The organism is Escherichia sp. 93.0816, from assembly GCF_013368855.2.
Taxonomy (GTDB): domain Bacteria; phylum Pseudomonadota; class Gammaproteobacteria; order Enterobacterales; family Enterobacteriaceae; genus Escherichia; species Escherichia ruysiae.
The window spans coordinates 30550-56619 of the sequence record NZ_JABWNC020000010.1 but is presented as its reverse complement, the minus strand read 5'-3'; the positions used below and the strand labels follow the sequence as shown (position 1 = coordinate 56619).

At 52.9% G+C, this 26070-nt stretch carries 18 protein-coding genes; 5 read left to right on the top strand and 13 right to left on the bottom strand.

Translation table 11 applies throughout. The annotated features are described in order from the left end of the window. Positions 1 to 129 precede the first annotated feature (129 nt). Both HEM79_RS12570 and csiE read left to right on the top strand, forming a co-directional pair. The gene (locus HEM79_RS12570) at positions 130 to 990 is read left to right on the top strand and encodes an alpha/beta hydrolase (protein ID WP_176241424.1); all 861 of its coding nucleotides are present in this window, start codon (positions 130 to 132) and stop codon (positions 988 to 990) included. Positions 991 to 1164: 174 nt separating this feature from the next. Further along, positions 1165 to 2439, top strand: coding sequence for a stationary phase inducible protein CsiE (gene csiE, locus HEM79_RS12565; protein ID WP_176241425.1), 1275 nt, complete (start codon positions 1165 to 1167; stop codon positions 2437 to 2439). Here the strand turns inward: csiE and HEM79_RS12560 are convergent, their stop codons facing one another. After that, positions 2440 to 3579, bottom strand: a complete 1140-nt coding sequence (locus tag HEM79_RS12560; protein ID WP_176241426.1) for a 3-phenylpropionate MFS transporter — start codon at positions 3577 to 3579, stop codon at positions 2440 to 2442. 256 nt (positions 3580 to 3835) lie between these two features. Between HEM79_RS12560 and HEM79_RS12555 the strand changes: the two genes are divergently transcribed. Then, on the top strand, positions 3836 to 4258 hold the full coding sequence (locus tag HEM79_RS12555; RefSeq protein ID WP_021551228.1) for a DoxX family protein: 423 nt from the start codon (positions 3836 to 3838) through the stop codon (positions 4256 to 4258). A gap of 115 nt (positions 4259 to 4373) precedes the next feature. Here HEM79_RS12555 and HEM79_RS12550 read toward each other — a convergent pair whose 3' ends face one another. The 6 genes from HEM79_RS12550 to HEM79_RS12525 all read right to left on the bottom strand — a co-directional run bounded on the left by HEM79_RS12550 (position 4374) and on the right by HEM79_RS12525 (position 13303). Continuing rightward, positions 4374 to 5246 carry an aldose 1-epimerase gene (locus HEM79_RS12550; protein ID WP_176241427.1) on the bottom strand — a complete coding sequence of 291 codons (873 nt, stop codon included), beginning with the start codon at positions 5244 to 5246 and terminating at the stop codon, positions 4374 to 4376. A gap of 11 nt (positions 5247 to 5257) precedes the next feature. Continuing rightward, positions 5258 to 6352 (bottom strand): zinc-dependent alcohol dehydrogenase family protein, encoded by a 1095-nt coding sequence (locus HEM79_RS12545; RefSeq protein ID WP_176241428.1) that lies wholly within the window; start codon positions 6350 to 6352, stop codon positions 5258 to 5260. A 32-nt stretch (positions 6353 to 6384) separates the two neighbouring features. Then, positions 6385 to 7383 carry an ABC transporter permease gene (locus HEM79_RS12540; protein ID WP_001276673.1) on the bottom strand — a complete coding sequence of 333 codons (999 nt, stop codon included), beginning with the start codon at positions 7381 to 7383 and terminating at the stop codon, positions 6385 to 6387. A 24-nt stretch (positions 7384 to 7407) separates the two neighbouring features. Beyond that, positions 7408 to 8919, bottom strand: a complete 1512-nt coding sequence (locus HEM79_RS12535) for a sugar ABC transporter ATP-binding protein (protein WP_000493498.1) — start codon at positions 8917 to 8919, stop codon at positions 7408 to 7410. Positions 8920 to 8941: 22 nt separating this feature from the next. After that, positions 8942 to 9925 carry a substrate-binding domain-containing protein gene (locus HEM79_RS12530; protein ID WP_176241429.1) on the bottom strand — a complete coding sequence of 328 codons (984 nt, stop codon included), beginning with the start codon at positions 9923 to 9925 and terminating at the stop codon, positions 8942 to 8944. 96 nt (positions 9926 to 10021) lie between these two features. After that, positions 10022 to 13303, bottom strand: a complete 3282-nt coding sequence (locus tag HEM79_RS12525) for a tetratricopeptide repeat protein (protein WP_176241430.1) — start codon at positions 13301 to 13303, stop codon at positions 10022 to 10024. Between the two features lie 117 nt (positions 13304 to 13420). Here HEM79_RS12525 and HEM79_RS12520 point away from each other — a divergent pair, with 117 nt between their 5' ends. Beyond that, complete coding sequence (locus tag HEM79_RS12520; protein ID WP_176241431.1) at positions 13421 to 14614, top strand: ROK family protein; 1194 nt, start codon at positions 13421 to 13423, stop codon at positions 14612 to 14614. 63 nt (positions 14615 to 14677) lie between these two features. On the opposite strand, the gene glyA is transcribed toward HEM79_RS12520, so the two are convergent. After that, positions 14678 to 15931 (bottom strand): serine hydroxymethyltransferase, encoded by a 1254-nt coding sequence (glyA, locus tag HEM79_RS12515; RefSeq protein ID WP_000919151.1) that lies wholly within the window; start codon positions 15929 to 15931, stop codon positions 14678 to 14680. Positions 15932 to 16258: 327 nt separating this feature from the next. On the opposite strand from glyA, the gene hmpA reads away from it, so the two are divergent. Next, positions 16259 to 17449 carry an NO-inducible flavohemoprotein gene (hmpA, locus tag HEM79_RS12510; protein ID WP_176241432.1) on the top strand — a complete coding sequence of 397 codons (1191 nt, stop codon included), beginning with the start codon at positions 16259 to 16261 and terminating at the stop codon, positions 17447 to 17449. Between the two features lie 43 nt (positions 17450 to 17492). Here the strand turns inward: hmpA and glnB are convergent, their stop codons facing one another. The 5 genes from glnB to purL form a co-directional block, all read right to left on the bottom strand. Next, positions 17493 to 17831, bottom strand: a complete 339-nt coding sequence (glnB, locus tag HEM79_RS12505; protein ID WP_000717694.1) for a nitrogen regulatory protein P-II — start codon at positions 17829 to 17831, stop codon at positions 17493 to 17495. A gap of 60 nt (positions 17832 to 17891) precedes the next feature. Then, positions 17892 to 19226 (bottom strand): two-component system response regulator GlrR, encoded by a 1335-nt coding sequence (glrR, locus tag HEM79_RS12500; protein ID WP_000018523.1) that lies wholly within the window; start codon positions 19224 to 19226, stop codon positions 17892 to 17894. Then, positions 19216 to 19929 (bottom strand): two-component system QseEF-associated lipoprotein QseG, encoded by a 714-nt coding sequence (qseG, locus tag HEM79_RS12495; protein WP_176241433.1) that lies wholly within the window; start codon positions 19927 to 19929, stop codon positions 19216 to 19218. The genes glrR and qseG overlap by 11 nt, the downstream gene beginning before the upstream one ends. Before the next feature lie 164 nt (positions 19930 to 20093). Further along, positions 20094 to 21521: a two component system sensor histidine kinase QseE/GlrK gene (qseE, locus tag HEM79_RS12490; protein ID WP_176241434.1), complete on the bottom strand. Its 1428-nt coding sequence runs from the start codon at positions 21519 to 21521 to the stop codon at positions 20094 to 20096. Between the two features lie 634 nt (positions 21522 to 22155). Beyond that, on the bottom strand, positions 22156 to 26043 hold the full coding sequence (purL, locus tag HEM79_RS12485; RefSeq protein WP_176241435.1) for a phosphoribosylformylglycinamidine synthase: 3888 nt from the start codon (positions 26041 to 26043) through the stop codon (positions 22156 to 22158). Positions 26044 to 26070: the final 27 nt, after the last annotated feature.

The following is a 26070-nucleotide window of genomic DNA, read 5'->3' as shown; positions in this document are numbered from 1 at the left end:
ATATCACTCACCCGCCCTCGCCTTTCAGGCGCTATTCCGAAATACTTCCTCACCGCTTTACTTTCTTTCGCCGCTCTCCCACCATCTTTCCCCGATTAATGGATTATAAAGAAGTCGCAAGGAAAGGTTATGGCACTGCCAGTGAACAAACGCGTTCTCAAAATTCTGTTTATCCTCTTTGTTGTTGCCTTCTGTATTTATTTAGTACCGCGCGTTGCCATCAACTTCTTCTATTACCCTGACGACAAAATTTACGGTCCCGAACCCTGGTCTGCAGAATCCGTCGAATTTACGGCTAAAGACGGTACTCGTCTGCAAGGCTGGTTTATCCCCTCTTCGACGGGTTCCGCTGACAACGCCATCGCAACCATCATTCATGCTCACGGCAATGCCGGAAACATGTCCGCCCACTGGCCGTTGGTCAGTTGGTTACCCGAGCGCAATTTCAATGTTTTTATGTTTGACTATCGCGGGTTTGGTAAATCAAAAGGCACGCCGTCCCAGGCTGGATTACTGGACGATACGCTAAGCGCCATCAGCGTGGTGCGCCATCGCAGTGATGTAAACCCACAACGGCTGGTGCTGTTCGGGCAGAGTATTGGAGGGGCGAATATTCTTGATGTTATTGGTCAGGGAGGTAGTGAGGGCATACGTGCGGTGATCCTCGACTCCACATTTGCCTCTTATGCGACCATCGCCAACCAGATGATCCCCGGCAGTGGCTACTTACTTGATGAGAGTTATAGCGGCGAAAATTACATCGCCAGCGTCAGCCCGATCCCGCTTTTACTGATTCACGGTAAAGCCGATCACGTTATCCCGTGGCAGCACAGTGAAAAGTTATATGCTCTGGCGAAAGAGCCAAAACGCCTGATTCTGATCCCTGACGGCGAACACATTGATGCCTTTTCCGATCGTCATGGTGATGTTTATCGTGAGCAGATGGTGGATTTTATCCTCAGTGCGTTGAATCCCGGGAATTCCCCCTAAGAATAAAACAGCAATAAATCACATTAAGACATGGTATTAAACTGGTCATATCCGTTTATATCGATAAAAATTCTGTGATGTCTGCCAGCATTTCTGATAATTAGCATTCCATTCCCCATTTCCCTAAGCAAACTTTAGCTATTCTTATCAATTATGCTTATGGGAGATCTACAGATGATGTCTACACTTGCTCCACCATCTGTCCTTTCTGCTCCCCAGCGCCGCTGCCAGATCTTGCTGACACTATTTCAGCCGGGGTTGACCGCCACCACGGCCACTCTCAGCGAGCTTAATGGTGTGGATGATAATATTGCGGTTCGCGATATCAGCGAAACAGGACGGGAAATCCTCCGCTATCACCAGCTCACGCTCACTACTGGTTATGACGGTAGCTACCGGGTTGAAGGTACAGTACTTAACCAACGTTTATGTTTATTTCACTGGCTACGACGCGGTTTCCGTTTATGTCCATCATTCATCACCAGCCGTTTCATCCCAGCCTTAAAGGAAGAACTGAAGCGCCGGGGGATTGCTCGCAACTTTTACGACGATACCAACCTGCAAGCTTTAGTTAATCTCTGTGCACGACGGTTGCAAAAATGCTTTGAAGCACGTGATGTTCATTTTCTGTGCCTGTATCTGCAATATTGCCTGCTACAACATCATGCCGGGATCTCGCCACAATTTAACCCGCTGCAACGTCGATGGGCTGAGTCCTGTCTTGAGTTTCAGGTAGCACAGGAAATTGGTCGCCACTGGCAACGGCGGGCACGCCAGCCTGTACCACCAGATGAGCCTTTGTTTATGGCGTTGCTCTTTTCCATGTTGCAAGTTCCCAATCCGCTGCAGGATGCTCATCAGCGCGATCGGCAATTACGTCTGGCCATTGTTCGTTTGGTACAACGTTTTCGTGAGCAGGGAAATGTTCGTTTCTATGATGAACAGGGGTTATGCGATCAGCTTTATACTCATCTCGCTCAGGCATTACGCCGCAGTTTGTTTACCATCGGTATTGATAACACCTTGCCAGAAGAGTTCAGCCGACTTTACCCACGCCTGGTTCGTACAACTCGCGCGGCGCTGGCCGGGTTTGAAAGTGAATACAATGTCCGTTTTTCTGATGAGGAAAGTGGCCTGGTGGCGGTGATTTTCGGCGCATGGCTGATGCAAGCAAATGAAATTAACGAAAAAAAGATTATTTTGCTGACGGGCAATGACAGTGAAAGAGAAGCGAATATTGAGCAGCAATTGCGCGAACTTACACTATTGCCACTCAATATTAAACATATATCGGTGAAGACATTTTTACGAAATGGCGCCCCGAGAAACACGGTGCTGATTATTACACCTTATACCATCCCTTTACCGCTCTTTTCGCCGCCGCTGATTCATACGAATCAGCTCCTGACCGCACACCAACAGGAGCAGATCCGTAAAATGCTGGAATAGTCAGCATGAGGGAACCACTTTCGGGCGCAAAAACATTGCCGGAAGCGCCACCAGCGCCATCACCCAAAACACGCCATGTCCGAGATATTGATACAGGAAACCGGCGAAGACGGTCATGATAGCGATACTGCCGCCCATCGCGACGGCAGAATAAACCGCCTGTAAACGGATAACCTCGCTTCCCTGACGAGCAGCAATGTAGCGCATGGCGGCCAGGTGGCACACGGTAAAGGTGCCGCAATGCAGAATTTGCACCACTATCAACCACGGTAGCTCAGTGGTTGCCCCCATAATGCCCCAACGTACTACCCCGCAAATCGCCGAGATCAGCAACATATCGCGGGCGCTACAGCGACGGAAAAGTTTGTTACTCAGCGCAAAGATAATGACTTCCGCCACTACACCAAGCGACCATAAATAGCCCACCGCCGAAGCCGAGTAACCCGCCGCCTGCCAGTATATGGCGCTAAAACCGTAATATGCCGCGTGCGCCCCCTGCAATAGACAAACGCAGGCCAGAAAGCGCCAGTTCTGGCGAACCAGCGCCAGCCAGGCCGGCCACCCCGTGCTCTCCTGCTGGCGGCTCTCCCCCTGCGGTTGAATGGTCGGGCGAATCAGAAAACCAAGTAGCATGGATGCCACGCCCAACGTCAACAGCGCGAGGATCACCCGATAATCAAACACGCTGACCAGTTTGCCCGTCAGCGCCGAACCAATGACAAACGCCACTGAGCCCCAAAGTCGCACTTTGCCGTAATCAAGCGGGAACTGCTTTTGCCAGGTATTCGCCAGCGCGTCAGTTAACGGCACCAGCGGTGAGAAAAAGAGGTTAAAACCGACCATCACAAGCATCAGCCATGCCACATGCGCGCCAGCCCAGAAGGCGATGGCGAACAGCAGTGTCAACAACGCCAGTACACGAAGTGCAGAAATCAGGCGAGAAGGATCGCTGACGCGGGGCGCAATTATCAAACTGCCGAGAAAACGGGCAACCAGCCCTGCCCCCAACAACAGGCCGATAGTTTCTGGCGTTAAGCCAATCCCCTTAAGCCAGACGCTCCAGAAAGGTAGAAAAATACCGTAGCTAAAAAAGTATGTGAAATAACCGAGCGCCAGCCAGCGCGTGGATTGCAAAACCATGAGTCCCTCCCGTCAGGAGGCGTTAGTCTGAAGTTAATCGAATGTTGTTGCAAGTTGAAAAATAAGAAAATCAGGGCCACTTCCAGTACACCATTCTGGAAAAAATTATCGTTAATACCACTAACAAAATATCACCTACAGAAAATGTGCTGGATGTTGACCTGGATAATTACCAAATTTCTCATCTGCTGAGGCGTGGCGAGGTGCGAGTGTGTGTATTACGTTTAAATCACATTATCTTGCAAAGGGATTGGTTATGAACACACTACGTTATTTTGATTTTGGCGCAGCCCGCCCCGTGTTGTTATTAATTGCTCGTATTGCCGTCATCTTAATTTTCATTATTTTTGGTTTTCCCAAAATGATGGGCTTTGACGGTACGGTACAATATATGGCCTCGCTGGGTGCACCTATGCCGATGCTGGCAGCCATTATTGCGGTAGTTATGGAAGTGCCCGCTGCGATATTAATCGTGCTTGGCTTTTTCACCCGTCCGCTGGCGGTGCTGTTTATTTTCTACACGCTGGGTACAGCGGTGATTGGTCACCATTACTGGGATATGACCGGGGATGCGGTCGGGCCAAATATGATTAATTTCTGGAAGAATGTCAGTATTGCTGGCGCATTCCTGCTGCTGGCAATTACCGGGCCGGGGGCAATTTCTCTCGATCGACGTTAGGAAAGATGCCGGATGCGGCGAATACAAGGCCTGATAAGACGCGATAAGCGTCGCATCAGGCATGGTGCACCGATTGCTACAAAATTGAAATTACCCGCATCCGGCATTCTATAAATTACAGCAACTCAACCCGCAACGACATCTCTGAGGTTGTTGACTCCCCCGGCGCAAGTGCAATGAGGTCACCACCTTCCGGGCGATGATGGTCATCCGGCGCATGGCTCATCGGTTCCAGACAGAAGAAATCAAACGCATATCCTTTATCAAACGCGGGGTCGGAGACAAAGATGAAATAGCACGGTGCGGGCGGCGTCGTTTCCATAGTGATGGCATAACCCCCCTGCGGCTGCTCAATGCGTGCCTGACCATTCCAGCCGGCAAAACCATTATTCACCCACTGGCGCGGCAGCGGCGCGAACTGGTTGAAGTCCAGCTCAGGCGGTAACTGCGCGCAAAACTCGCCCGCCAGCCACTGTTCTCGCTCCAGCCAATAACCGCTCGCCTGTGCCTGAATCCGCGTTTGCGGCGACAACGGAAAATAAGGATGCCAGCCCGTACCAAACGGCAACGATTCTGCCCCTTGATTGGTGACAGAGAGCGTGACCGTCAGCGTATCCGCCGTCAAATGAAACGCCTGACTTGCCCGATAGTGATAAATACCGCTGCGATGTTCATACACCAGACACAAGCTATCTTCGCTGCGCGAGACACATTGCCACTGCCCCAGCCAGCCGTCGCCGTGCAGATAGTGCGCATCCCATTCAACATTCGGTTGCAGTTGATACTCACGCCCCTGCCAGACAAAACGATTGCCGCTCACCCGGTTTGCAAACGGCACCAGCGGAAAACAAGAGGCATCAGTTGCCACACCGCTTTTTTTACCGGGACGTAGCAGTGGCGTCGTATCGCGCCAGAAACCTTCTATGACACCTCCCTGGTCAGAAACGTCCAGCTTTAGCGCCCCGTGAGATAAGGTATAGATGGTCATTCGCTAACTCCTTAATCCGGGAAGTTAATCACGACTTTGCCGCATTTGCCGCTTGCCATCAGCGCATAAGCATCACCGGCCTGTTCCAGTGAGAAGCGGTGGGTAATGGCGTTACGCGGCCACAGTTTCCAGTCGGTCAAATCGTGGGCGCATTTTTCCATATGGAATAAACTGGTCACCCAGGAGCCAATAATCCGCCGTTGATGATGCATCAGATCGGCGCTGACCTCGAACTCCACTTTTCCGGTTTCTCCGATGTAAACCACGCGCCCCCAGTCGGCGGTGGATTGCAATGCCAGCAAGCGCCCTGCGGCATTACCGGAACAATCGAGCGCAACATCTGCGCCGCCGTGGGTGAGTTCGGCGATTATCTGCGGCAGACCTTCGGTGGTTGCTAAATAACCGTGATCCATCACGCCTAACTGTTTCGCCATCGCCAGACGTTCCGGCAGCATATCAACGCCGATGATCCGTTTCGCACCGCGACCTTTCGCCAGCATCATCGCCATCATCCCGACCGGCCCCAGACCGACCACCAGCACGTTATCGCTGCCGGAGACTTCGCCGCGCAAAATCCCTTCATACGCCGTGCCAACGCCGCAACTGATAAACGCACCATCTTCGTAGCTCAGCGCATCCGGCAGGAGAATAAGGTCTTTTTCTTCCGCCAACAGATATTCGGCATGACCACCGTCGCGTTGCCAGCCGTAAGCGGCTTTTCCTTCGCCAGTACAAGAGATAGGAAAACCGCGACGGCAGTTCGGGCAAAAACCACAGCCAGAAATGTGATACACCAGCACGCGATCGCCCTCTTTAAAATGGCGGCAGCCTTGCCCCATCGCTACAATCTGCCCGCACGGTTCATGACCGTTGATAAATCCCTGGTATAACGGTTTATCGGGTGCCGCCGCCGTGGCGCGGTGCTGGTGGTAGATATAGTGGACATCGCTTCCGCAAATTCCGGAGGATTTCATTTTGATCAGTACCTGGTTAATCCCCGGCGTCGGCACCGCAACTTCCCGCAGATCAACGGTCGAATTTCCTGGTAAATAAGCTGCCAGCATCGTTTTCATAAGTCCCTCATTAACAATACGATTAATTTTCATCCCTGCCGCACCCGCGCCAGGGGCGTTAAGGTTTAGCGTTTCGCTTTAGTGCTTCGCTGGGTCAGCAAGATATTCGCCAGCACCGCCACCACGATGATGACGCCGCGCACCACCTGCTGGAAAAAGGAGTTAATCCCGAGCAACACCAGACCGTTACCGATTAGCGTAATCACCAGTACGCCAAGCAACGTACCGAACAGCGAGCCACGACCGCCGGAAAGCGCCGTACCGCCGACCACGACCGCAGCAATGACATCAAACTCCAGCCCGTTTGCGGCACCTGCGTTACCGGAACCGAGGCGAGCCGCCAGCAAAATCCCGGTGACTGCTGCTAATACTCCCGAAAGAGTAAAGATAAGAATGCGCACCCGACGAACGTTAATACCGCACAACTGCGCTGCCGTGGCATTACCGCCAACAGCAAACACCGAACGCCCAAAAGCGGTTTTGCGGCTAATGAACACAAACAGCGCAAACAACACCATCATGATCAGCGCGGATACCGGTACGCCGAGAAATTGCCCGCCCAGCCAGTCCAGCACCTCGTTTTCGTCAATCGGCACTGGCAGGGCGTTCGTCATAAACAAGCCCATTCCGCGCAGGGCGCTCCACAGCCCCAGCGTGGCAACGAAACTTGGTACGTTAAACACACCGCGCAGCACCCCGGCGAGCGTTCCCATCAGCGCGCCTAACAGCAACACCAGTAGACACGCCACCGCCAGCGGAACCTCAAATTGCAGCAAAAATGCCAGGCACACCGAGACAAAAGCCACCATTGGCCCAACACTGACATCAATTTCACCGGAGATAATAATCAGCGTCATCGCCCAGGCGGCGATCCCAATGGTGGCGGCATCACGCAGCACGTTCATTTGGTTATTCAATGAGATAAAGCCAGGCGCGTTCAGGGAGAAGACCAGATAAAGAATGGCAATCACCACCAGCAAACCGATCTCATTAATATGGCGACTGACAAATTGTTTGAGCGAGACGCTCTTGCCCTGCGGCAATGGTAATGACGAAGCAGACATCTTCAGGTTCCTCGGTAAAATTCATCAGTGCACAGACAGAATGGCGGACATCAGCTCGTCCACATTGACCGGCGAGTGAAACTCCTGCGAGAACGTACCATGCTGTAATAACAGGATGCGGTCGCACACCAGCGGCAACTCCTCCACTTCACTGGAGATAAACACCACGCTTTTTCCTTCGGCAGCCAGCTCGCGGACAATACGGTAAATCTGCTGCTTGGCTTCGATATCGACGCCGCGCGTTGGCTCGTCGAGCAACAAAATCTGGCTGGCGGCATAGACCCAACGACCGATCACCACTTTTTGCTGATTGCCGCCAGAAAGCGTGCCAATAGGCGTTTCGCTACTGGCGGCCTTGACCGTCATCCGCTGCATCACCTCTTCGGTCAGGCGGCGGATGGTGGACCATTGCAGCACGCCGTTGGCGCTGATTTTTTGCCGATTGGTCAGCACTGTATTTTCGTCAACGCCCAGCCAGGGAATGATCCCCGCTTCTTTGCGATTTTCTGGGGTATAACCAATCCCGCGTTTCAGCATGTCGCCGTAATCGGGGCGGGCGATTTTCTCGCCGTTGATAACAATCTCACCCTGCTCATACGCTTCCAGCCCAACAATCGCTTTCAGCAATTCACTACGCCCTGCACCCAGCAGGCCAGCAATACCAAGCACTTCGCCACGACGCAGGGAAAAACTGATCTCCGTAAGTTTGGGTCTGTGGCGTAACGCGCGGACTTCCAGCACGGCCTGATCTGCAATGTTCTGAGCGACAACCGGCGCAATATCAACGTGATCGCGCCCGAGCATCAGCGACACAATATGACGCGTGGAGGTATTTTCGAGCATCACATCACCCGCCACCTGACCATCGCGCATGACGGTGGCACAGGAAGCGATACGGCGGATTTCTTCCATCCGGTGGCTGACATAAATCACCGCTACGCCAAGTGCCGACATCTTTTTCACTGCGCTGATCACCAGTTCAACTTCCGCACTGGCAAGCGAACTGGTGGGTTCATCAAGAATGACCACGCGCGGCTCGCCCTTCATCACCCGCGCAATTTCCACCAGTTGCTTTTGCGCCGGGCTTAGCGTTGAAACAAGTTGTTCAGGGCTAACATCAACACCCAGCGCCTGTAAGCAACGTTGGGCATCCTGCACCATTTGCGGGTAATCAATCATGCCGTTGCGACGGGGCCATTGACCGAGGCAGAGGTTTTCCGCCACCGTCAGCCCTTCCACCAGACTTAATTCCTGATAAACCGCACGTACCCCCAGTTCAGCGGCACGGCGAGTCAGCGTAGCTTCGTCACCTTCCAGTCGCGTCTCGCCAATCCAGATATCACCGCTGTCCGGACGTTCGCTGCCGGTAAGCATTCGAATGAGGGTCGATTTGCCCGCGCCGTTTTTACCTAACAACGCGCGAACTTCGCCTTTATTGAGCGTGAAGTTAACGTTATCCAACGCAACGACGCCGGGGTAACGCTTATTTCCTGCCACCACTTTTGCTACCGGGACTGCCTCTGTTGCCGTGAACATAGGAACCTCTGCGAATCAGCTATTAGGGCAGACCATCAACGTGCGTTGCCAGCCACTGTTTACCGTCTTCCGTTTTGGTATAGAGATCGATAGGCACCTGAATCACTTTGTCACCGTCGGCTTGTTTATTGATAACCTTCAATGTTTGCGCAAAAACAGCATTGCCCATTTTCTTACCGGAAATATCCACCACCGCTTTCAGCACCTGGTTGTTTTCCAGTTCCTGAGCAATTTCAGTCGTCATATCCGAACCGAAAACAGCAATTTTTCCGGCCTGATTTTGATTGCGTACCGCTTTTACCGCGCCGAGTGTCGCACCGCCAGATTCCCCCATAATGGCGTTGAGATCCGGCGTGGAGATAATCAGTTTTTCACCAACGGAAATCGCTTTATCTAAAACAGTCCCTTCCTGATTAGCGACAATTTGCGCACCGGGAACGCGAGCTTTTAATATTTCTTCAAATCCTTTTCGACGCTGCACACAAACTTCAAAGGCTTCGCAATTGATAACGGCAATTTTCGGTTGAGCAATTTTGTTGGCAATAAAATAATCGGCAGCAGCGTTACCCAGTTTTTTACCAAATTCTAGCGGATCGCCGACCAGATACGCCGAGACATATTTATCGACGCCCTTCTGATTAATACAGGTGTTGTAGCAAATCACCGGAATACCCGCTTCACTGGCGCGACGAACGGTGCGGCTGCTGCCATTTTCAGAAACAGCAGATAAAATAATGGCATCGACATTACGCGCCACGAGCGTATCAACAAAAGTACTTTCTTTCGAAATATCGCCCTGCGCATTAGTTTCTATTAACTGAACCTGTACTGAGGAATCTTTTGCCGCATCCTGAACACCCTGACGCACACCAGCATAATATCCCTGAGTATCAAGATATATTGCGCCAATGGTCATTTCTTTTTCCGCAGCCTTGGCAAATAGTGCGCTACCTAATAGCGTAGCCATTAATAATAGATTACGGGTTATTCTGCTTTTTTTAGGCATAGTGCCTCCTGTAGGGTTTTTATTAACAACGGCTTATTCTAATTATTTAGTGATGAGCGGCAGCGCGTGCCGCTCAAAGATTACAGTTAATAGGGTTTAGTGAACGTAGTTAAAAATAAAAGGCATCACGGTGGTGAATAATGCGGCTTTTGGCCAGGCCGGATTAATCGCCGTCAATTCAGCGCGAGCAGATTCATATTGCGCAATCTCCCCTAATCCCGCTGCCGCCAGCATCGCCACCATCAGGCATTTTTCTTTATGCTGCTGTTGTAAATCGCCATACAGCGACAACAAGTCGGGTTGCGAGACGGCAAAGAAATCCGCTTCGATACTGGTTTTCGCCATCTCTTGTGCCCACTGTTTCATTTCAGTGAACAGTTGTTGTGCGGTTTGTTGTTCGCCCAGCAGTCGCAGCGCCATCCCTTGCCAGAAGAGATAATCAACTGGCTGATCGTTGTAATAACTGTGAATGTTAATGGTGCGATCGCCGGTCGCCGCCAGGCGTAAACAACGCGTCGCCTCAGCGTCATCACCCTGCGCTTTGGCGCATACTGCCTGCCAGAACCAGATGTCATTATCAGTCTGCCCCGGTAAACGGCCTTCGCTCAAATTCTCCGGGTAATGCAGCGCGGCATGAAGCAGTTTGCCGGCCTGCTGCGGCTGTCTGGCATCAAGGTGCTCCCAGGCGCGTAACAACTGATTGAGGATAAACTGGCTGGTGACCTTCCCTTCTCCGCCTTCCCACGGGTGGAATTTGCGCGTGGCGAGAATATCTGCCGCTTTGTTTGCCTGACCGGTGAGATGCCACAAATTGAGCAGTTCTGCGGTCATGTCGTCGCGTTTCAGGGCAATTGCCAGATTATTTTCCAGACGCGCCAGTCGTTTCTCCGGTGCAGCTCCGGTTAACTTATCCAGCAAATCCCGTTCGAAAAGCAGACGTGCATCCTGCGGCGCAAGTTGATAAGCATTATCAAGATAACGGGCAGCCAGTTCATAATCATGCTGCTTATTCCACGCATGGATCGCCAACCCGCGCCAGCCATCGGCAAACTCCGGCGTCATCTCTACACAACGTTGCCATAACGCTATCGCTTTGCCATAACTGCGCTTGTTGTAATGGAAACAGGCCAGTAAATGACGGGCGAACCAGCACTCTTCAATACTCTCCAGTGCCGCGAATTCTTCCAGCGTATTCGGGAAACGAACAAACTGCGGGAACACGTCAATAGCTTTCGCAATCAATTCGCCGCGCTCAGCTTTCGGCAACAAACTGGCTTGCAGATAAAGCGGCAGCGTTCGCTGGCAGTCCAGTGCATTCAGCATCTCTGCCGCCAGGGCGGGCATTCCCCAGTTAATCAGTTGCCCGGCGGTCATCAGGGCGTTAACGTCACGCCCCTGACACAGACCACGCCACTGCGTGAGGGCTGACTCGGTACGACCATCGAACCAGTTCAGCCACCACAGGGTGGCGTTCAGCGGATAATCGCGCAGCAGTTTCTCGCGCTGCAAACGCGCGTTGTCCTGACGACCGCTTAACACCAGCAGCAGATTATGCAGGCACAGCACTTGCTGATTGGTTGGGCAGGCGCGCAGACTTTGTTGGCAAAAATCCAGACCAGCGTCGAAGTTATCATTACGCGCCGCCAGCCGTGCCAGACCATAATAGCCGCCTGCTTTACTGTTGCCGCTCCAGACCGCACGCCAGAAATCCTCTTCAGCTTGTTGATATTGCCCCTGACGCTCATACGCACTGGCGCGAATCAAACTCGCCTGTCCGCACTGCGGGTTTTTGTTCAGCGCATGTGCGCGTTTCAGCGCCTGACTGGCATAAGCCACCGCTTGCGGGAAATCTGCGCGGTTATATTCCAGCATCGCCAGCGCCAGGTTACAGCGATAATCCAGCGGGTCCAGCGCCACGCCGCGCAGGTAGTAATCGAACGGTGAACGACTAGCGTGATGATATTGCTCCAGATGCTGACCGATAAACCAGGCTTCATCTGTACTGGCAATGTCTTGTGCTGCCAGTGGCGCTTTGGCGACGTCCGGCAACGGCAACTCCTGCGGCTGATGTTCCTGATAACTCAGTACAATATTGCCGTCGGCATCGGAGAGTTCAATGGTTAGTCTGTCAGGATTGATACCGTGCAACACGCCCTGGATGGCGGTCGCTGGTGTCAGGGCCACGGCATCATCGAGCAACGCGTTGCATTTGCCGATTTCGCGGATCGCCAGGCGGTATCCGTTCAACGGAGAGATGGCATACAGCCCCCACTCAATCCCCCGCTCGCTACGCTGTAATTTAATCACCGCATCGCGGGAGGCGTTTTGCACCATGCCCAGAGAATGGTAAGGCAGGAAATACTGCTCGAAACGCTTCTCTTCGTAAGCATCAAGCCAGGTAAAATCGGGCTGGTTATCAGCAAAAATGCCGGTCATCAGCTCGATATACGGGCCGTTATTGTCGGTCAGACTCTTATCCCACGCCTGGCCAAATTCACTGTGTCCCCAACTCCACTGTTTTTTACCTGGCGCAATATGGTGGTTGGCAACGTGCAGCAAACCGCCATCTTCATCGTGACACCACGCGCCGACAAAATCGTACTGCGATTTTTCGGCCATATATGAGGTTGGAACAGGCACATTTTTATAGCGAGAAATGTCCACGCCGGCGGAGTAGTCCACTTTGTAATAGGTGCCGGTGGCGATGGGGAAAGCGGAAACTGCGCGTTTGCCGTGATCAAACACCGCAGTCACATCGGGCGGAAAAACGCTCTGATGCCCTTCCCCACCTTTCACTGCCGGGTTGGCCCACCATAAAAAATGACGCGGCGTGGCGTTGCCGTTATAGACGCGGCTGGCAATCTCCAGTGCGGCACGGTCAGGGCGCAGCGTGAAGCCTGTCATCACCTGTAGACCGTGCATCGGCTCCGTCTCACCAACCCACACGGTCTGTGCACCGTCTTCATGGGCTTCAATGGTGAAATCGACGGGCATAAAGGTGGTCGGGCGATGGTGTTGCGGCCAGTTAAACTCAATCCCGCCGGAGATCCACGGCCCCAGCAGCCCGACCAGCGCCGGTTTAATGACTTCATTGTGATAGACAAAATCGCGCTGTTTCACTTTATCCCACGCGCGATGCACCCGACCGCCCAGCTCCGGCAGGATCATCACTTTGATGTAGTCGTTTTCCAGCCACACCGCCTGCCAGGATTTCAGGATTCTCTGCTCGCTCAGCGTATCCGTCACGCCGTAGGGATAAACTGCGCCGGACGATCCCTGATAAACGCGATTTTCCAGGAACATGGGATGTATATCCTGCGGCCCGGTTTCATAGGTCGGGATCTCAACGCGCTCTTGCCACACTTTTACTGGAGTCATGGTGCCCTCAATATTAACAAGACATACTGAATTAAAAGATTTGTGGCAGTGTATTGAACAATCTGGCAATGTTTTCGCGGAATAATCACGCAATTAACTAAACAAGGTTTAGTGAAGATGAGAGCCTGTATTAACAATCAACAGATCCGCCACCATAACAAATGCGTGATTCTGGAACTGCTGTACCGGCAAAAGCGCGCCAATAAATCAACGCTGGCCCGGCTGGCGCAAATTTCGATTCCGGCGGTCAGTAATATTTTGCAGGAGCTGGAAAGCGAAAAACGGGTGGTTAATATCGATGATGAAAGCCAGACGCGCGGGCATAGTAGCGGTACATGGCTGATTGCGCCGGAAGGTGACTGGACGCTGTGTCTGAACGTGACGCCCACCAGTATTGAGTGTCAGGTTGCTAATGCTTGTTTAAGTCCGAAAGGTGAATTTGAGTATTTACAGATTGATGCACCGACACCGCAGGCGCTGCTGTCCGAAATCGAAAAATGCTGGCATCGCCACCGTAAATTGTGGCCGAACCGTACCATCAACCTGGCGCTGGCAATCCACGGTCAGGTTGATCCGGTGACCGGCGTGTCGCAAACCATGCCGCAAGCGCCGTGGACAACGCCAGTTGAGGTGAAGTATCTGCTGGAAGAGAAGCTGGGCATTCGGGTGATGGTCGATAATGACTGCGTAATGCTGGCGCTGGCGGAGAAATGGCAAAATAATTCGCAGGAACGGGATTTCTGCGTGATCAATGTTGATTACGGCATTGGCTCGTCGTTCGTGATTAATGAGCAAATTTATCGCGGCTGTTTATATGGCAGCGGACAGATTGGTCACACCATCGTTAATCCGGATGGCGTCGCCTGCGACTGCGGACGTTACGGCTGCCTGGAAACCGTCGCCTCGTTAAGCGCATTAAAAAAGCAGGCGCGGGTATGGCTAAAATCACAACCTGGCAATACTCAGCTTGATCCTGAAAAACTGACTACCGCGCAATTAATCGCTGCCTGGCAGAGTGGAGAACCATGGATCACCAGTTGGGTTGACCGCAGTGCCAACGCCATTGGTTTGAGTCTGTATAACTTCCTCAACATCCTCAATATTAATCAGATTTGGTTGTACGGTCGCAGTTGTGCCTTTGGTGAGAACTGGCTTAATACCATAATTCGCCAGACGGGATTTAACCCGTTCGACCGCGATGAAGGGCCGAGCGTGAAAGCGACGCAAATTGGCTTTGGGCAATTAAGCCGCGCACAACAGGTGCTGGGGATAGGCTATTTGTATGTTGAAGCACAGTTACGCCAGATTTGATGGCGCGATAAGGTAAAAAGGCTTCCCGGAGGAAGCCTTTTTTCAACAGATTAACCGTTTCGCTTATGCGTAAACCGGGTAGCGTGCGCAGATGTCGAGAACTTTACCTTTGATGCGCTCGATAACCGCTTCATCATTGATGCTGTCCAGCACGTCACACATCCAGCCAGCCAGTTCTTTCGCTTCGGCTTCTTTGAAGCCGCGACGCGTAATCGCCGGAGTACCCACGCGAATACCGGAAGTCACAAACGGGCTCTTCGGATCGTTCGGTACGCTGTTTTTGTTGACGGTGATGTTAGCACGGCCCAGAGCGGCGTCTGCTTCTTTACCGGTCAGGTTTTTATCAACCAGATCAACCAGGAACAGGTGGTTATCAGTACCGCCGGAAACCACTTTGTAACCACGCTCCAGGAACACTTCTACCATCGCTTTGGCGTTTTTCGCGACCTGCTGCTGGTAAATTTTAAACTCTGGCTCCATCGCTTCTTTCAGAGCAACCGCTTTACCGGCGATTACGTGCATCAACGGACCGCCCTGACCACCAGGGAAAACGGCAGAGTTCAGTTTTTTGTACAGCTCTTCGCTACCACCTTTCGCCAGGATCAGACCGCCGCGCGGACCCGCCAGGGTTTTGTGAGTGGTAGTAGTAACAACGTGAGCATGAGGAACCGGGTTCGGGTAGACGCCAGCAGCAACCAGGCCCGCAACGTGCGCCATATCAACGAACAGGTAAGCACCGATGCTGTCAGCGATTTCACGCATTTTCGCCCAGTCAACCACACCGGAATATGCAGAGAAGCCACCGATAATCATTTTCGGTTTGTGTTCTTTGGCTTGTTTTTCCAGATCGGCGTAGTCGATATGACCGGTAGCATCGATACCGTAAGGAACGATGTTGTACAGTTTACCGGAGAAGTTAACCGGAGAACCGTGAGTCAGGTGACCGCCATGCGCCAGGTTCATCCCCAGAACGGTATCACCTGGTTCCAGCAGCGCGGTGTAGACCGCAAAGTTAGCCTGGGAGCCGGAGTGCGGCTGGACGTTAGCGTAGTCAGCGCCGAACAGTTCTTTCGCACGATCGATCGCCAGTTGTTCGACGATATCAACATACTCGCAACCGCCGTAGTAGCGTTTGCCCGGATAACCTTCAGCATATTTATTGGTCAGCTGAGACCCCTGCGCCTGCATTACGCGCGGGCTGGTGTAGTTTTCGGAGGCGATCAGTTCGATGTGCTCTTCCTGACGTACTTTTTCCTGCTCCATAGCCTGCCACAGTTCGGCATCATAATCGGCAATGTTCATTTCACGCTTTAACATCCGCATCTCCTGACTCAGCTAACAATAAAATTTTTGGCCTTTATAGGCGGTCCTGATGGACAACGGCGAACAGTATAACCGAATCATTCTGCGATAACAGGTCTTGACAAAGGAATTTACGCAAACGATTACCTTCAGGCTGCGCAAGGCTTTGGAGAATAAAGAGCTTGCAACCGGAAACGGATTTCTTTTCAGGTTTGTGATGCAAATTTTTCACTTCATCACATTCTTGATGAAAAACACCAAAGAACCATTTACATTGCAGGGCTATTTTTTATAAGATGCATTTGAAATACATCAATTAAGATGCAAAAAAAGGAAGACCATATGCTTGACGCTCAAACCATCGCTACAGTAAAAGCCACCATCCCTTTACTGGTGGAAACGGGGCCAAAGTTAACCGCCCATTTCTACGACCGTATGTTTACTCATAACCCAGAACTCAAAGAAATTTTTAACATGAGTAACCAGCGTAATGGCGATCAACGTGAAGCCCTGTTTAACGCCATTGCCGCCTACGCCAGTAATATTGAAAACCTGCCTGCGCTGCTGCCAGCGGTAGAAAAAATCGCACAGAAACACACCAGTTTCCAGATCAAACCGGAACAGTACAACATCGTTGGTGAACACCTGTTGGCGACGCTGGACGAAATGTTCAGCCCGGGTCAGGAAGTGCTGGACGCGTGGGGGAAAGCCTATGGCGTGCTGGCAAATGTATTTATCAATCGCGAGGCAGAAATCTATAACGAAAACGCCAGCAAAACCGGTGGCTGGGAAGGTACTCGCGATTTCCGCATTGTGGCTAAAACGCCGCGCAGTGCGCTTATCACCAGCTTCGAACTGGAACCAGTCGACGGTGGCGCAGTGGCAGAATACCGTCCGGGGCAATATCTCGGCGTCTGGCTGAAGCCGGAAGGTTTCCCGCATCAGGAAATTCGTCAGTACTCTTTAACTCGCAAACCGGATGGCAAAGGCTATCGTATTGCGGTGAAACGCGAAGAGGGTGGGCAGGTATCCAACTGGCTGCACAATCACGCCAATGTTGGCGATGTCGTGAAACTGGTCGCTCCGGCAGGTGATTTCTTTATGGCTGTGGCCGATGACACGCCGGTGACGTTAATCTCTGCTGGTGTCGGCCAGACGCCAATGCTGGCAATGCTCGACACACTGGCAAAAGCAGGCCACACAGCACAAGTGAACTGGTTCCATGCGGCAGAAAATGGCGATGTTCACGCCTTTGCTGATGAAGTTAAGGAACTGGGGCAGTCACTGCCGCGCTTTACCGCGCACACCTGGTATCGTCAGCCGAGCGAAGCCGATCGCGCTAAAGGTCAGTTTGATAGCGAAGGTCTGATGGATTTGAGCAAACTGGAAGGTGCGTTCAGCGATCCGGCCATGCAGTTCTATCTCTGCGGTCCGGTGGGCTTCATGCAGTTTGCCGCGAAACAGTTAGTGGATCTGGGCGTGAAGCAGGAAAACATTCATTACGAATGCTTTGGCCCGCATAAGGTGCTGTGATTTGATATTGCCGGATGGAAACATCCGGCAACCCTGACGCGGTTTAAATTGCCGCGTCGTCCTCTTCACCGGTACGGATACGAATGACCCGTGCCACGTCAAAGACGAAGATTTTACCGTCACCGATCTTGCCGGTTTGCGCCGTGCGAATAATGGTATCGACACAGGTATCGACAATGTCGTCCGGTACGACAATCTCAATTTTCACCTTCGGCAGAAAATCCACCATATACTCCGCGCCGCGATACAACTCGGTATGGCCTTTCTGGCGGCCAAAACCTTTCACCTCGGTGACCGTCATGCCGGTAATGCCGACTTCAGCCAGTGCTTCGCGGACATCGTCCAGCTTGAAGGGTTTAATAATCGCATCAATCTTTTTCATGCTATTCCTTGAAAAGGTCGCCTGTCTTCTGATCTGCTAAACGTAACACATTACGCCAATTCATTCCTTGAAATCGTTTGCATCCAGCTCGTGTCGGGAAAGCAGTTTATAAAATTCTGTCCGGTTGCGCCCCGCCATTCTCGCCGCGTGGGTGACGTTGCCTTTGGTGATTTGCAGCAGCTTGCGCAAGTAGTTGAGTTCAAACTGATTACGCGCCTCAACAAAGGTTGGCAACGCGGTGTTTTCGCCCTCCAGCGCCTGCTCCACCAGCGCATCACTAATTACCGGGGATGAGGTCAGCGCCACGCACTGTTCAATCACGTTGACCAACTGGCGAACATTACCTGGCCAGGTGGCGGTCATCAGGCGTTTCATTGCATCGGTGGAGAACGCGCGAACAAAGGGTTTATGTCGCTCTGCTGCCTGGCGCAACAAGTGATTTGCCAGCAGTGGAATATCTTCCGTGCGCTCCGCCAGTGCCGGAATTTTCAGGCTGACAACGTTGAGGCGGTAATAGAGATCTTCGCGAAACTCCCCGCGCGCCATCGCTTTTGGCAGGTCGCGGTGAGTGGCAGAGATAATCCGCACGTCGATATCAATATCGCGGTTGCTGCCCAGCGGGCGCACTTTACGCTCCTGCAACACGCGCAGCAGTTTGACCTGCAACGGTGCGGGCATATCGCCAATCTCATCGAGAAATAGCGTACCGCCTTCCGCCGCCTGGAATAAACCTTCGCGATTGCTGACAGCGCCAGTAAACGCACCTCGCGCATGACCAAACAGTTCTGACTCCAGCAACTGCTCGGGCAATGCGCCACAGTTAATAGCAATAAATGGTTTGCTGTTGCGCGGGCTTGCGTTGTGGATAGCCTGGGCGAAAATCTCTTTCCCGGTGCCACTCTGGCCGTTAATCAGCACGCTAACATCTGATTGCGCCACCAGTCGCGCCTGTTCCAGCAAACGCAACATCAGTGGACTGCGGGTAACAATCGCCTCACTCCAGCGTTCGTCTGTGGCTGGCGCGGATTGCTCCAGCGCATCGTCAATTGCCTGATACAACGCGTCTTTATCAACCGGTTTGGTGAGGAAACTGAACACGCCCTGCTGTGTCGCGGCAACGGCATCAGGAATGGAACCATGCGCGGTAAGAATGATTACTGGCATACCCGGCTGCACTTTCTGGATTTCAGCAAACAGCTGCATACCGTCCATTTCATCCATCCGCAGGTCGCTGATGACTAAATCTACTTTTTCGCGATTCAGTACCCGTAATCCTTCTGCACCACTTTCTGCCGTGACCACGCTGTAGCCTTCGCTGGTCAGACGCAGGCCAAGTAGTTTCAGCAATCCGGGATCATCATCTACCAATAATAAATGCGCAGGTTTATGGCTCATCAGGGGTGACCTCACTGGTAGATGGTGCGGGCGTTTCGCTCTCGTGCGGCGTGTCCGGCGCGAAATTTCCGGCCGGTTTGCGGGTCGATAGCTGACGTTCAATATCGGTCAGATTTTCCAGCTTGCGGGTGGTGAGTTCCAGTTGCTGCTGTAGAACGTGATGCTGCTGGCGCAAGGTATCCAGTTCGCTGTCGCTGGACTGCTGGAGTTTACTGTAGCGTTGGCGCTCTTGTGCCAGTTGCAATTGTAACGCCTGATCGTCGCGCCAGAGTTGATACAGCGGGCGAACCTGCGCCGGGATCTCAGTACTTAACGCGTCTATGCGCGCGACCATCTGGCGACGCTCATACGGCGTAATTTTAGCGTCGGCGAGCAAAATCCCCTGTTTAAAGGTATTTTGCCAGCTACCATCACCATACTTACGGGCTTGCTGGCGCGACTGCGCTGGCATTAAACGGTTGGCACAATCCATCGCCCGTAGCCAGTAAAGCGGATTAGTTTCGGTTGATTTACCTTGTAGCGCCCAGATGTCGCTACATTCGGTAGAAAGATAATCAGCCAGTTGATAAACCGGAATTTTTTCTTGTGCTGACGTATCTATGGCTGGCTTATCGTGACTCTGCACACAACCCAGCAACGCCAGACAAGGCAACCCTGCCAGCCACAGCCGTCGGGGCAATAATCGTTGAAAAATGTGTCGCATATTCACCAGACTTAGAGCCTATCCCAGTGGGCGTAATTGTTGCAGGCAGTTTGGACACGGACAGCGCGGAGAAACCGGAGCGTACACATAGTACGTGATGATTTCGAGCACTGCCCGGAGCCAAACTGGCAAATAAAATAGCCTGATGGGATAGGCTCTTAACATTATTTCGTGTTTTTCGACGACGGTAATTCAATGCGGAAACAAACGTCTTGCCCGCTTTCGTCGACCAGATACAGTTCCCCCTGCATACGGCGAATACAATCCCTGGCAATGCTTAATCCCAGACCACTGCCCTTCACCGCCCCTTTTCGCTGGTGGCTTCCCTGAAAAAAGGGTTCGAAGATCATGGCGCGTTCTTCTTGCGGAATGGGCGTGCCTGTATTGATGACATCAATATAAACCCGCGCACCATGTAAACTGCTGCGAAGGCAAATGTTACCGGATTCAGCCCCGTAGTGCACCGCATTGGAGTAAAGATTATCCAGCACGCTCATCAGCAGCATTGGCTCCGCCAGGCAAGCTGTTGCTTTGAGATCGACGTCGGTATGCATCATTTTAGCCCGAGCTGGCAAGCTGTGAGCGGAAACCACCATCTCCACCAGCGGTGCAAGCTCTACGTTCTCCAGTTCCACCGCGCCGTCAGCCTGTTTACGGTTGTAATCAAGCAGTTGTTCGATCAGTTTTTGCAAATTGCGGCTACTGCTATCAAGAATGCTCACCACCTCTTTTTGCTCTGGCGTAAGCGGTCCGACAACCTGGTCAGCCAGTAATTCCGTGCCTTCGCGCATACTCGCCAGCGGCGTTTTTAATTCATGAGATAAATGACGTAAGAACTGGTGCCGCTGGGATTCCAGCCATGACAGGCGCTCGCTTAACCAAAGAATACGCTGCCCAACCGAACGTAACTCACTCGGGCCACTGAACGAAACGCTATTGCCCAGAAAACGCCCTTCCCCCAGACGGTTGATCATCCGTTCAATATTTTTCACCGGACCGATAATCATCCGCGTGAAAAGCAGCACCATCACCAGGCTCACCAGAAATAGCACCAGCGACTGCCAGCCAAAATATTGCCCACGTTCGGCGATTTCGCGTTGTAACTGCTGCCCGCGAGAGAACACCACAGTGCGAGTGGCTTGTACCATTTCGGTATTGGCATTGGCGAAGGCTTCCAGACGTGCGGCGGCGGCGGTATCAGGGCCGCTGTTGTTACACTGAAGCTGAGCCAGATTGTTCAAATCCTGACGCAATGCCTGATAGAGTTTATCGTCCGGCAACACGCCTGCGTGGGCATCAAGCATTTCACTGTAACGCTTGCGCTGGCTTTGATACACCTTCGCCAGAGTGGAATCATCCAGCACACAATACTGACGGTAGCTACGCTCCATTTCCAGCGCCGCGTTGGTCATCGCTTCACTGCGCCGGGCATCGATAAGCGTCGTGCGATTGACCAGCGCCGCCTGATCGCTAAGTGCATTCAGGCTTTGCCAGGCTTGCCATGCCAGCACCAGCAAAGGGAGCAAAATAAGCAAGAATGCCAGCATTACCAGCTGTCGTAATGAGCGGGGAAAAACGGGCCAGCGTTTCAAGGCGTTACTCTCGTCAGACGCGAATAGACTGATGCTAACCGAGGGGACGTTCAGATACAACAAAGCCGGGAATTACCCGGCTTTGTTGTGGAATAAGGCGGTGCCTAACTCGACGTTTCGCCCGATGGTTGATATAGCTAAGCTGATATCAGAAGTTGGACGGCAGGCACCTTGTTGTGCGTCATTCTAATTTTATGTAGCACGTCCCGAAGGGGCTGACATAAGTCGGTGAATGAGCCACTGCTTATTATTATGCAGTAACTGTGCCAATAAATAAAATAGTTTGATAACGTACTGATAAATGTAGCTTTGATGGATTAATGGCTACTCCACTGTTTGGCTATAAATCAGCCACTGTGTCGTTTAAAAGAGACATCCAAAGATGAAATTGTTTGTTTTAAATTAAATCAACAAGTTAAGTGTCACCTATAAGCGACACGGTAAATCACACATTGTCGTGATTTACAGACACAAAAAAGCTCCCGGTGGTGGGAGCTTATAATTGCTAGCTAAGTGGTTATGTGTAATGCCGGATGCGGCCTACAAAATATTGCAAATTCAATACATTGCAGGAAACATCCGAGCCAACCAGACAAGCATAGCGCATCAGGCGATGCGCATATTGCCCGATATCTTAACCCAGCTGCTTACGCGCATTGCGGAAAATACGCATCCATGGCCCATCCTCGCCCCAGTTTTCCGGATGCCATGAATTGCTGACAGTACGGAAAACACGCTCCGGGTGCGGCATCATAATGGTGACACGACCGCTTTCAGTCGTGACCGCCGTAATACCGTTCGGGGAACCGTTCGGGTTAGCCGGGTAAGTTTCGGTGACTTTGCCGAAGTTATCGACATAGCGCAGCGCCACCAGCCCTTTGCTTTCCAGTGCTGCCAGATGAGCCGCATCGCGCACTTCCACACGCCCTTCACCGTGAGAAACGGCAATCGGCATCTGTGAACCCACCATTCCCTGCAACAGCAGCGACGGGCTTTGGGTCACTTCAACCAGGCTGAAACGCGCTTCAAAGCGATCCGAGGTGTTACGCACAAAACGTGGCCACAACTCGCTACCCGGGATCAGTTCGCGCAGGTTGGACATCATCTGGCAACCGTTACATACCCCCAATGCCAGCGTTTGCGGACGGTGGAAGAAGGTTGCAAACTCATCGCGTACACGATTATTGAACAGGATTGATTTCGCCCAGCCTTCACCGGCGCCCAATACGTCGCCGTAGGAGAAACCACCGCACGCTACCAGGGCGTGGAAATCCTCCAGGCCAGTGCGTCCAGCCAGCAGGTCGCTCATATGTACGTCGATTGCATCGAAGCCTGCACGGTGAAAAGCTGCCGCCATTTCCACATGCGAGTTCACGCCCTGCTCACGCAGCACGGCAACTTTCGGGCGCGCGCCAGTGGCAATAAATGGTGCCGCCACATCTTCGTTGATATCGAACGACAATTTCACATTCAGACCCGGATCGGCATCGTTAGATTTCGCCTGGTGTTCCTGGTCGGCACACTCCGGGTTGTCACGCAGGCGCTGCATCTGCCAGGTGGTTTCTGCCCACCAGACACGCAACGTGGTGCGGCTTTCGCTGAATACAGTCTGCCCGTTGGCGGTAATCACAAAACGGTCACCGGAAACCGCCTGCCCTACATAATGGACGCAATCCGCAAGCCCATGCTGTGCCAGTACGGACTCGACCGCTTCACGGTCAGCGGCACGAACCTGAATCACCGCACCCAGTTCTTCGTTAAACAACGCCGCCAGGCGATCGTCACCCAGAGAGGCGATATCCGCATCAATGCCACAATGACCAGCAAAGGCCATTTCCGCCAGCGTTACCAACAGACCGCCATCAGAACGGTCGTGGTACGCGAGCAGCTTACGCTGTGCAACCAGCGCCTGAATCGCGTCATAGAAGCCTTTCAGTTGCGCGACGTCACGTACATCTGCCGGTTTGTCGCCAAGCTGACGATAAACCTGCGCCAGCGCCGTTGCGCCCAGCGCGTTATTGCCTTTGCCCAAATCAATCAGCAGCAGTGCGTTATCTTCGGTAGAAAGCTGCGGCGTGATGGTGTGACGTACATCTTCCACGCGGGCAAATGCAGAAATGACCAGCGAAAGCGGCGACGTCATTTCGCGTTCTTCGTTACCTTCCTGCCAGCGGGTTTTCATCGACATAGAATCTTTACCCACCGGGATCGTCAGGCCGAGCGCCGGACAAAGCTCTTCACCCACCGCTTTTACTGCTTCATACAGACCCGCATCTTCGCCAGGATGACCTGCTGCCGCCATCCAGTTGGCGGAAAGTTTAATGCGTTTGATATCGCCAATCTGTGTTGCGGCAATGTTAGTTAACGCTTCACCAACTGCCAGACGGGCAGAGGCGGCAAAATCCAGCAGCGCAACCGGCGCACGTTCGCCAATCGCCATCGCTTCACCGTAGTAGCTGTCGAGGCTGGCGGTAGTGACCGCGCAGTTAGCGACCGGCACCTGCCACGGCCCCACCATCTGATCGCGCGCTACCATGCCAGTTACGCTGCGGTCACCGATGGTCACCAGGAAGGTTTTCTCTGCCACGGTCGGCAGATGCAGCACGCGTTTCACCGCGTCAGCAATGGTGATCCCTTCACGGGCCAGCGCATCGCCCTTCGCTTTCAGCGTTTGTACATCGCGGGTCATCTTCGGCGTTTTGCCAAGCAGCACGTCCAGCGGCAGATCGATTGGCTGATTATCAAAATGACGATCGTGCAGAGAAAGATGCAGTTCTTCGGTCGCTTCACCAATCACCGCGTATGGCGCACGTTCACGTTTACACAGTTCGTCAAACAGCGGTAACTGATCGGCAGCAACCGCCAGTACATAACGTTCCTGGGATTCGTTACACCAGATTTCCAGCGGGCTCATGCCCGGTTCATCGCTCAGGATATCGCGCAGTTCAAATTTACCGCCGCGTCCGCCGTCGCTCACCAGCTCCGGCATGGCGTTAGAAAGGCCGCCCGCGCCGACGTCGTGGATAAACAGAATCGGGTTGGCATCCCCCAACTGCCAGCAGCGGTCGATCACTTCCTGGCAACGACGTTCCATCTCCGGGTTGTCGCGCTGCACAGAGGCGAAATCGAGGTCGGCATCAGACTGACCGGAAGCCATAGAAGACGCCGCGCCGCCGCCAAGACCGATGTTCATTGCCGGGCCGCCGAGAACGACCAGCTTCGCGCCAACGTTGATCTCGCCTTTTTGTACGTGATCGGCGCGGATGTTGCCGATCCCGCCCGCCAGCATGATCGGTTTGTGATAACCGCGCAGCTCTTCGCCGTTGTGGCTGTTCACTTTTTCTTCATAAGTACGGAAATAGCCGTTCAGCGCCGGACGACCAAATTCGTTGTTAAACGCCGCGCCGCCAAGCGGGCCTTCGGTCATGATGTCCAGCGCGGTGACAATGCGCTCAGGCTTACCGAAATCTTCTTCCCACGGCTGTTCGAAGCCTGGAATACGCAGGTTGGATACGGAGAAACCGACCAAACCGGCTTTCGGCTTCGCGCCGCGTCCGGTTGCGCCTTCATCACGGATTTCGCCGCCGGAACCGGTCGCTGCGCCCGGCCACGGAGAAATCGCCGTCGGGTGGTTGTGGGTTTCTACTTTCATCAGTATGTGCGCCGGTTCCTGATGATAGTCGTAGCGACCTGTTTCGTGGTCAGCAAAGTAGCGGCCCACTTCAGAACCTTCCATCACGGCGGCGTTATCTTTATAAGCAGAAAGAACGTGATCCGGCGTGGTTTCGAAGGTGTTTTTGATCATCTTGAACAGAGATTTCGGTTGCTGTTCACCGTCGATAATCCAGTCGGCGTTAAAAATCTTATGACGGCAGTGCTCAGAGTTCGCCTGGGCGAACATATAAAGCTCTATGTCGTTCGGGTTACGACCAAGCTTCGTGAAAGCATCCTGCAGATAGTCAATTTCATCTTCCGCCAGTGCCAGACCGAGGCGCTGGTTAGCGTCGATCAGCGCCTGACGCCCCTGCCCCAACAAATCAACGCTGGTAACCGGAGTCGGTTGATGATGAGCAAACAGCTGCTCTGCATCATCTAAAGCGAAAAAGACCGTTTCCATCATGCGGTCGTGCAGTTCAGCGGTAACCTGCTGCCATTGTTCATTAGTCAGCGTACCGGCTTCTACATAGTAAGCAACGCCGCGCTCAAGGCGGTTTACCTGTTGCAGCCCGCAGTTATGGGCGATATCGGTCGCTTTCGAAGACCAGGGAGAGATGGTGCCAGGACGCGGGGTCACCAGCAGGAGTTTGCCTTGCGGGGCGTGGCTGGCGAGTGCCGGGCCATATTTCAGCAGGCGTTCAAGCTGTGCGTGCTCATCATCGTTTAACGGCGCATTGAGGTCAGCAAAATGGACATACTCGGCGTAAATGTTGTGAACCGGGAGCCTGGCAGCCTGAAAACGTGCCAGCAGTTTGTTGATTCGGAATGCCGACAATGCAGGCGAACCACGCAGAATTTCCATCATAAGTATCTCGTCTTCTAAGCTTTCGGT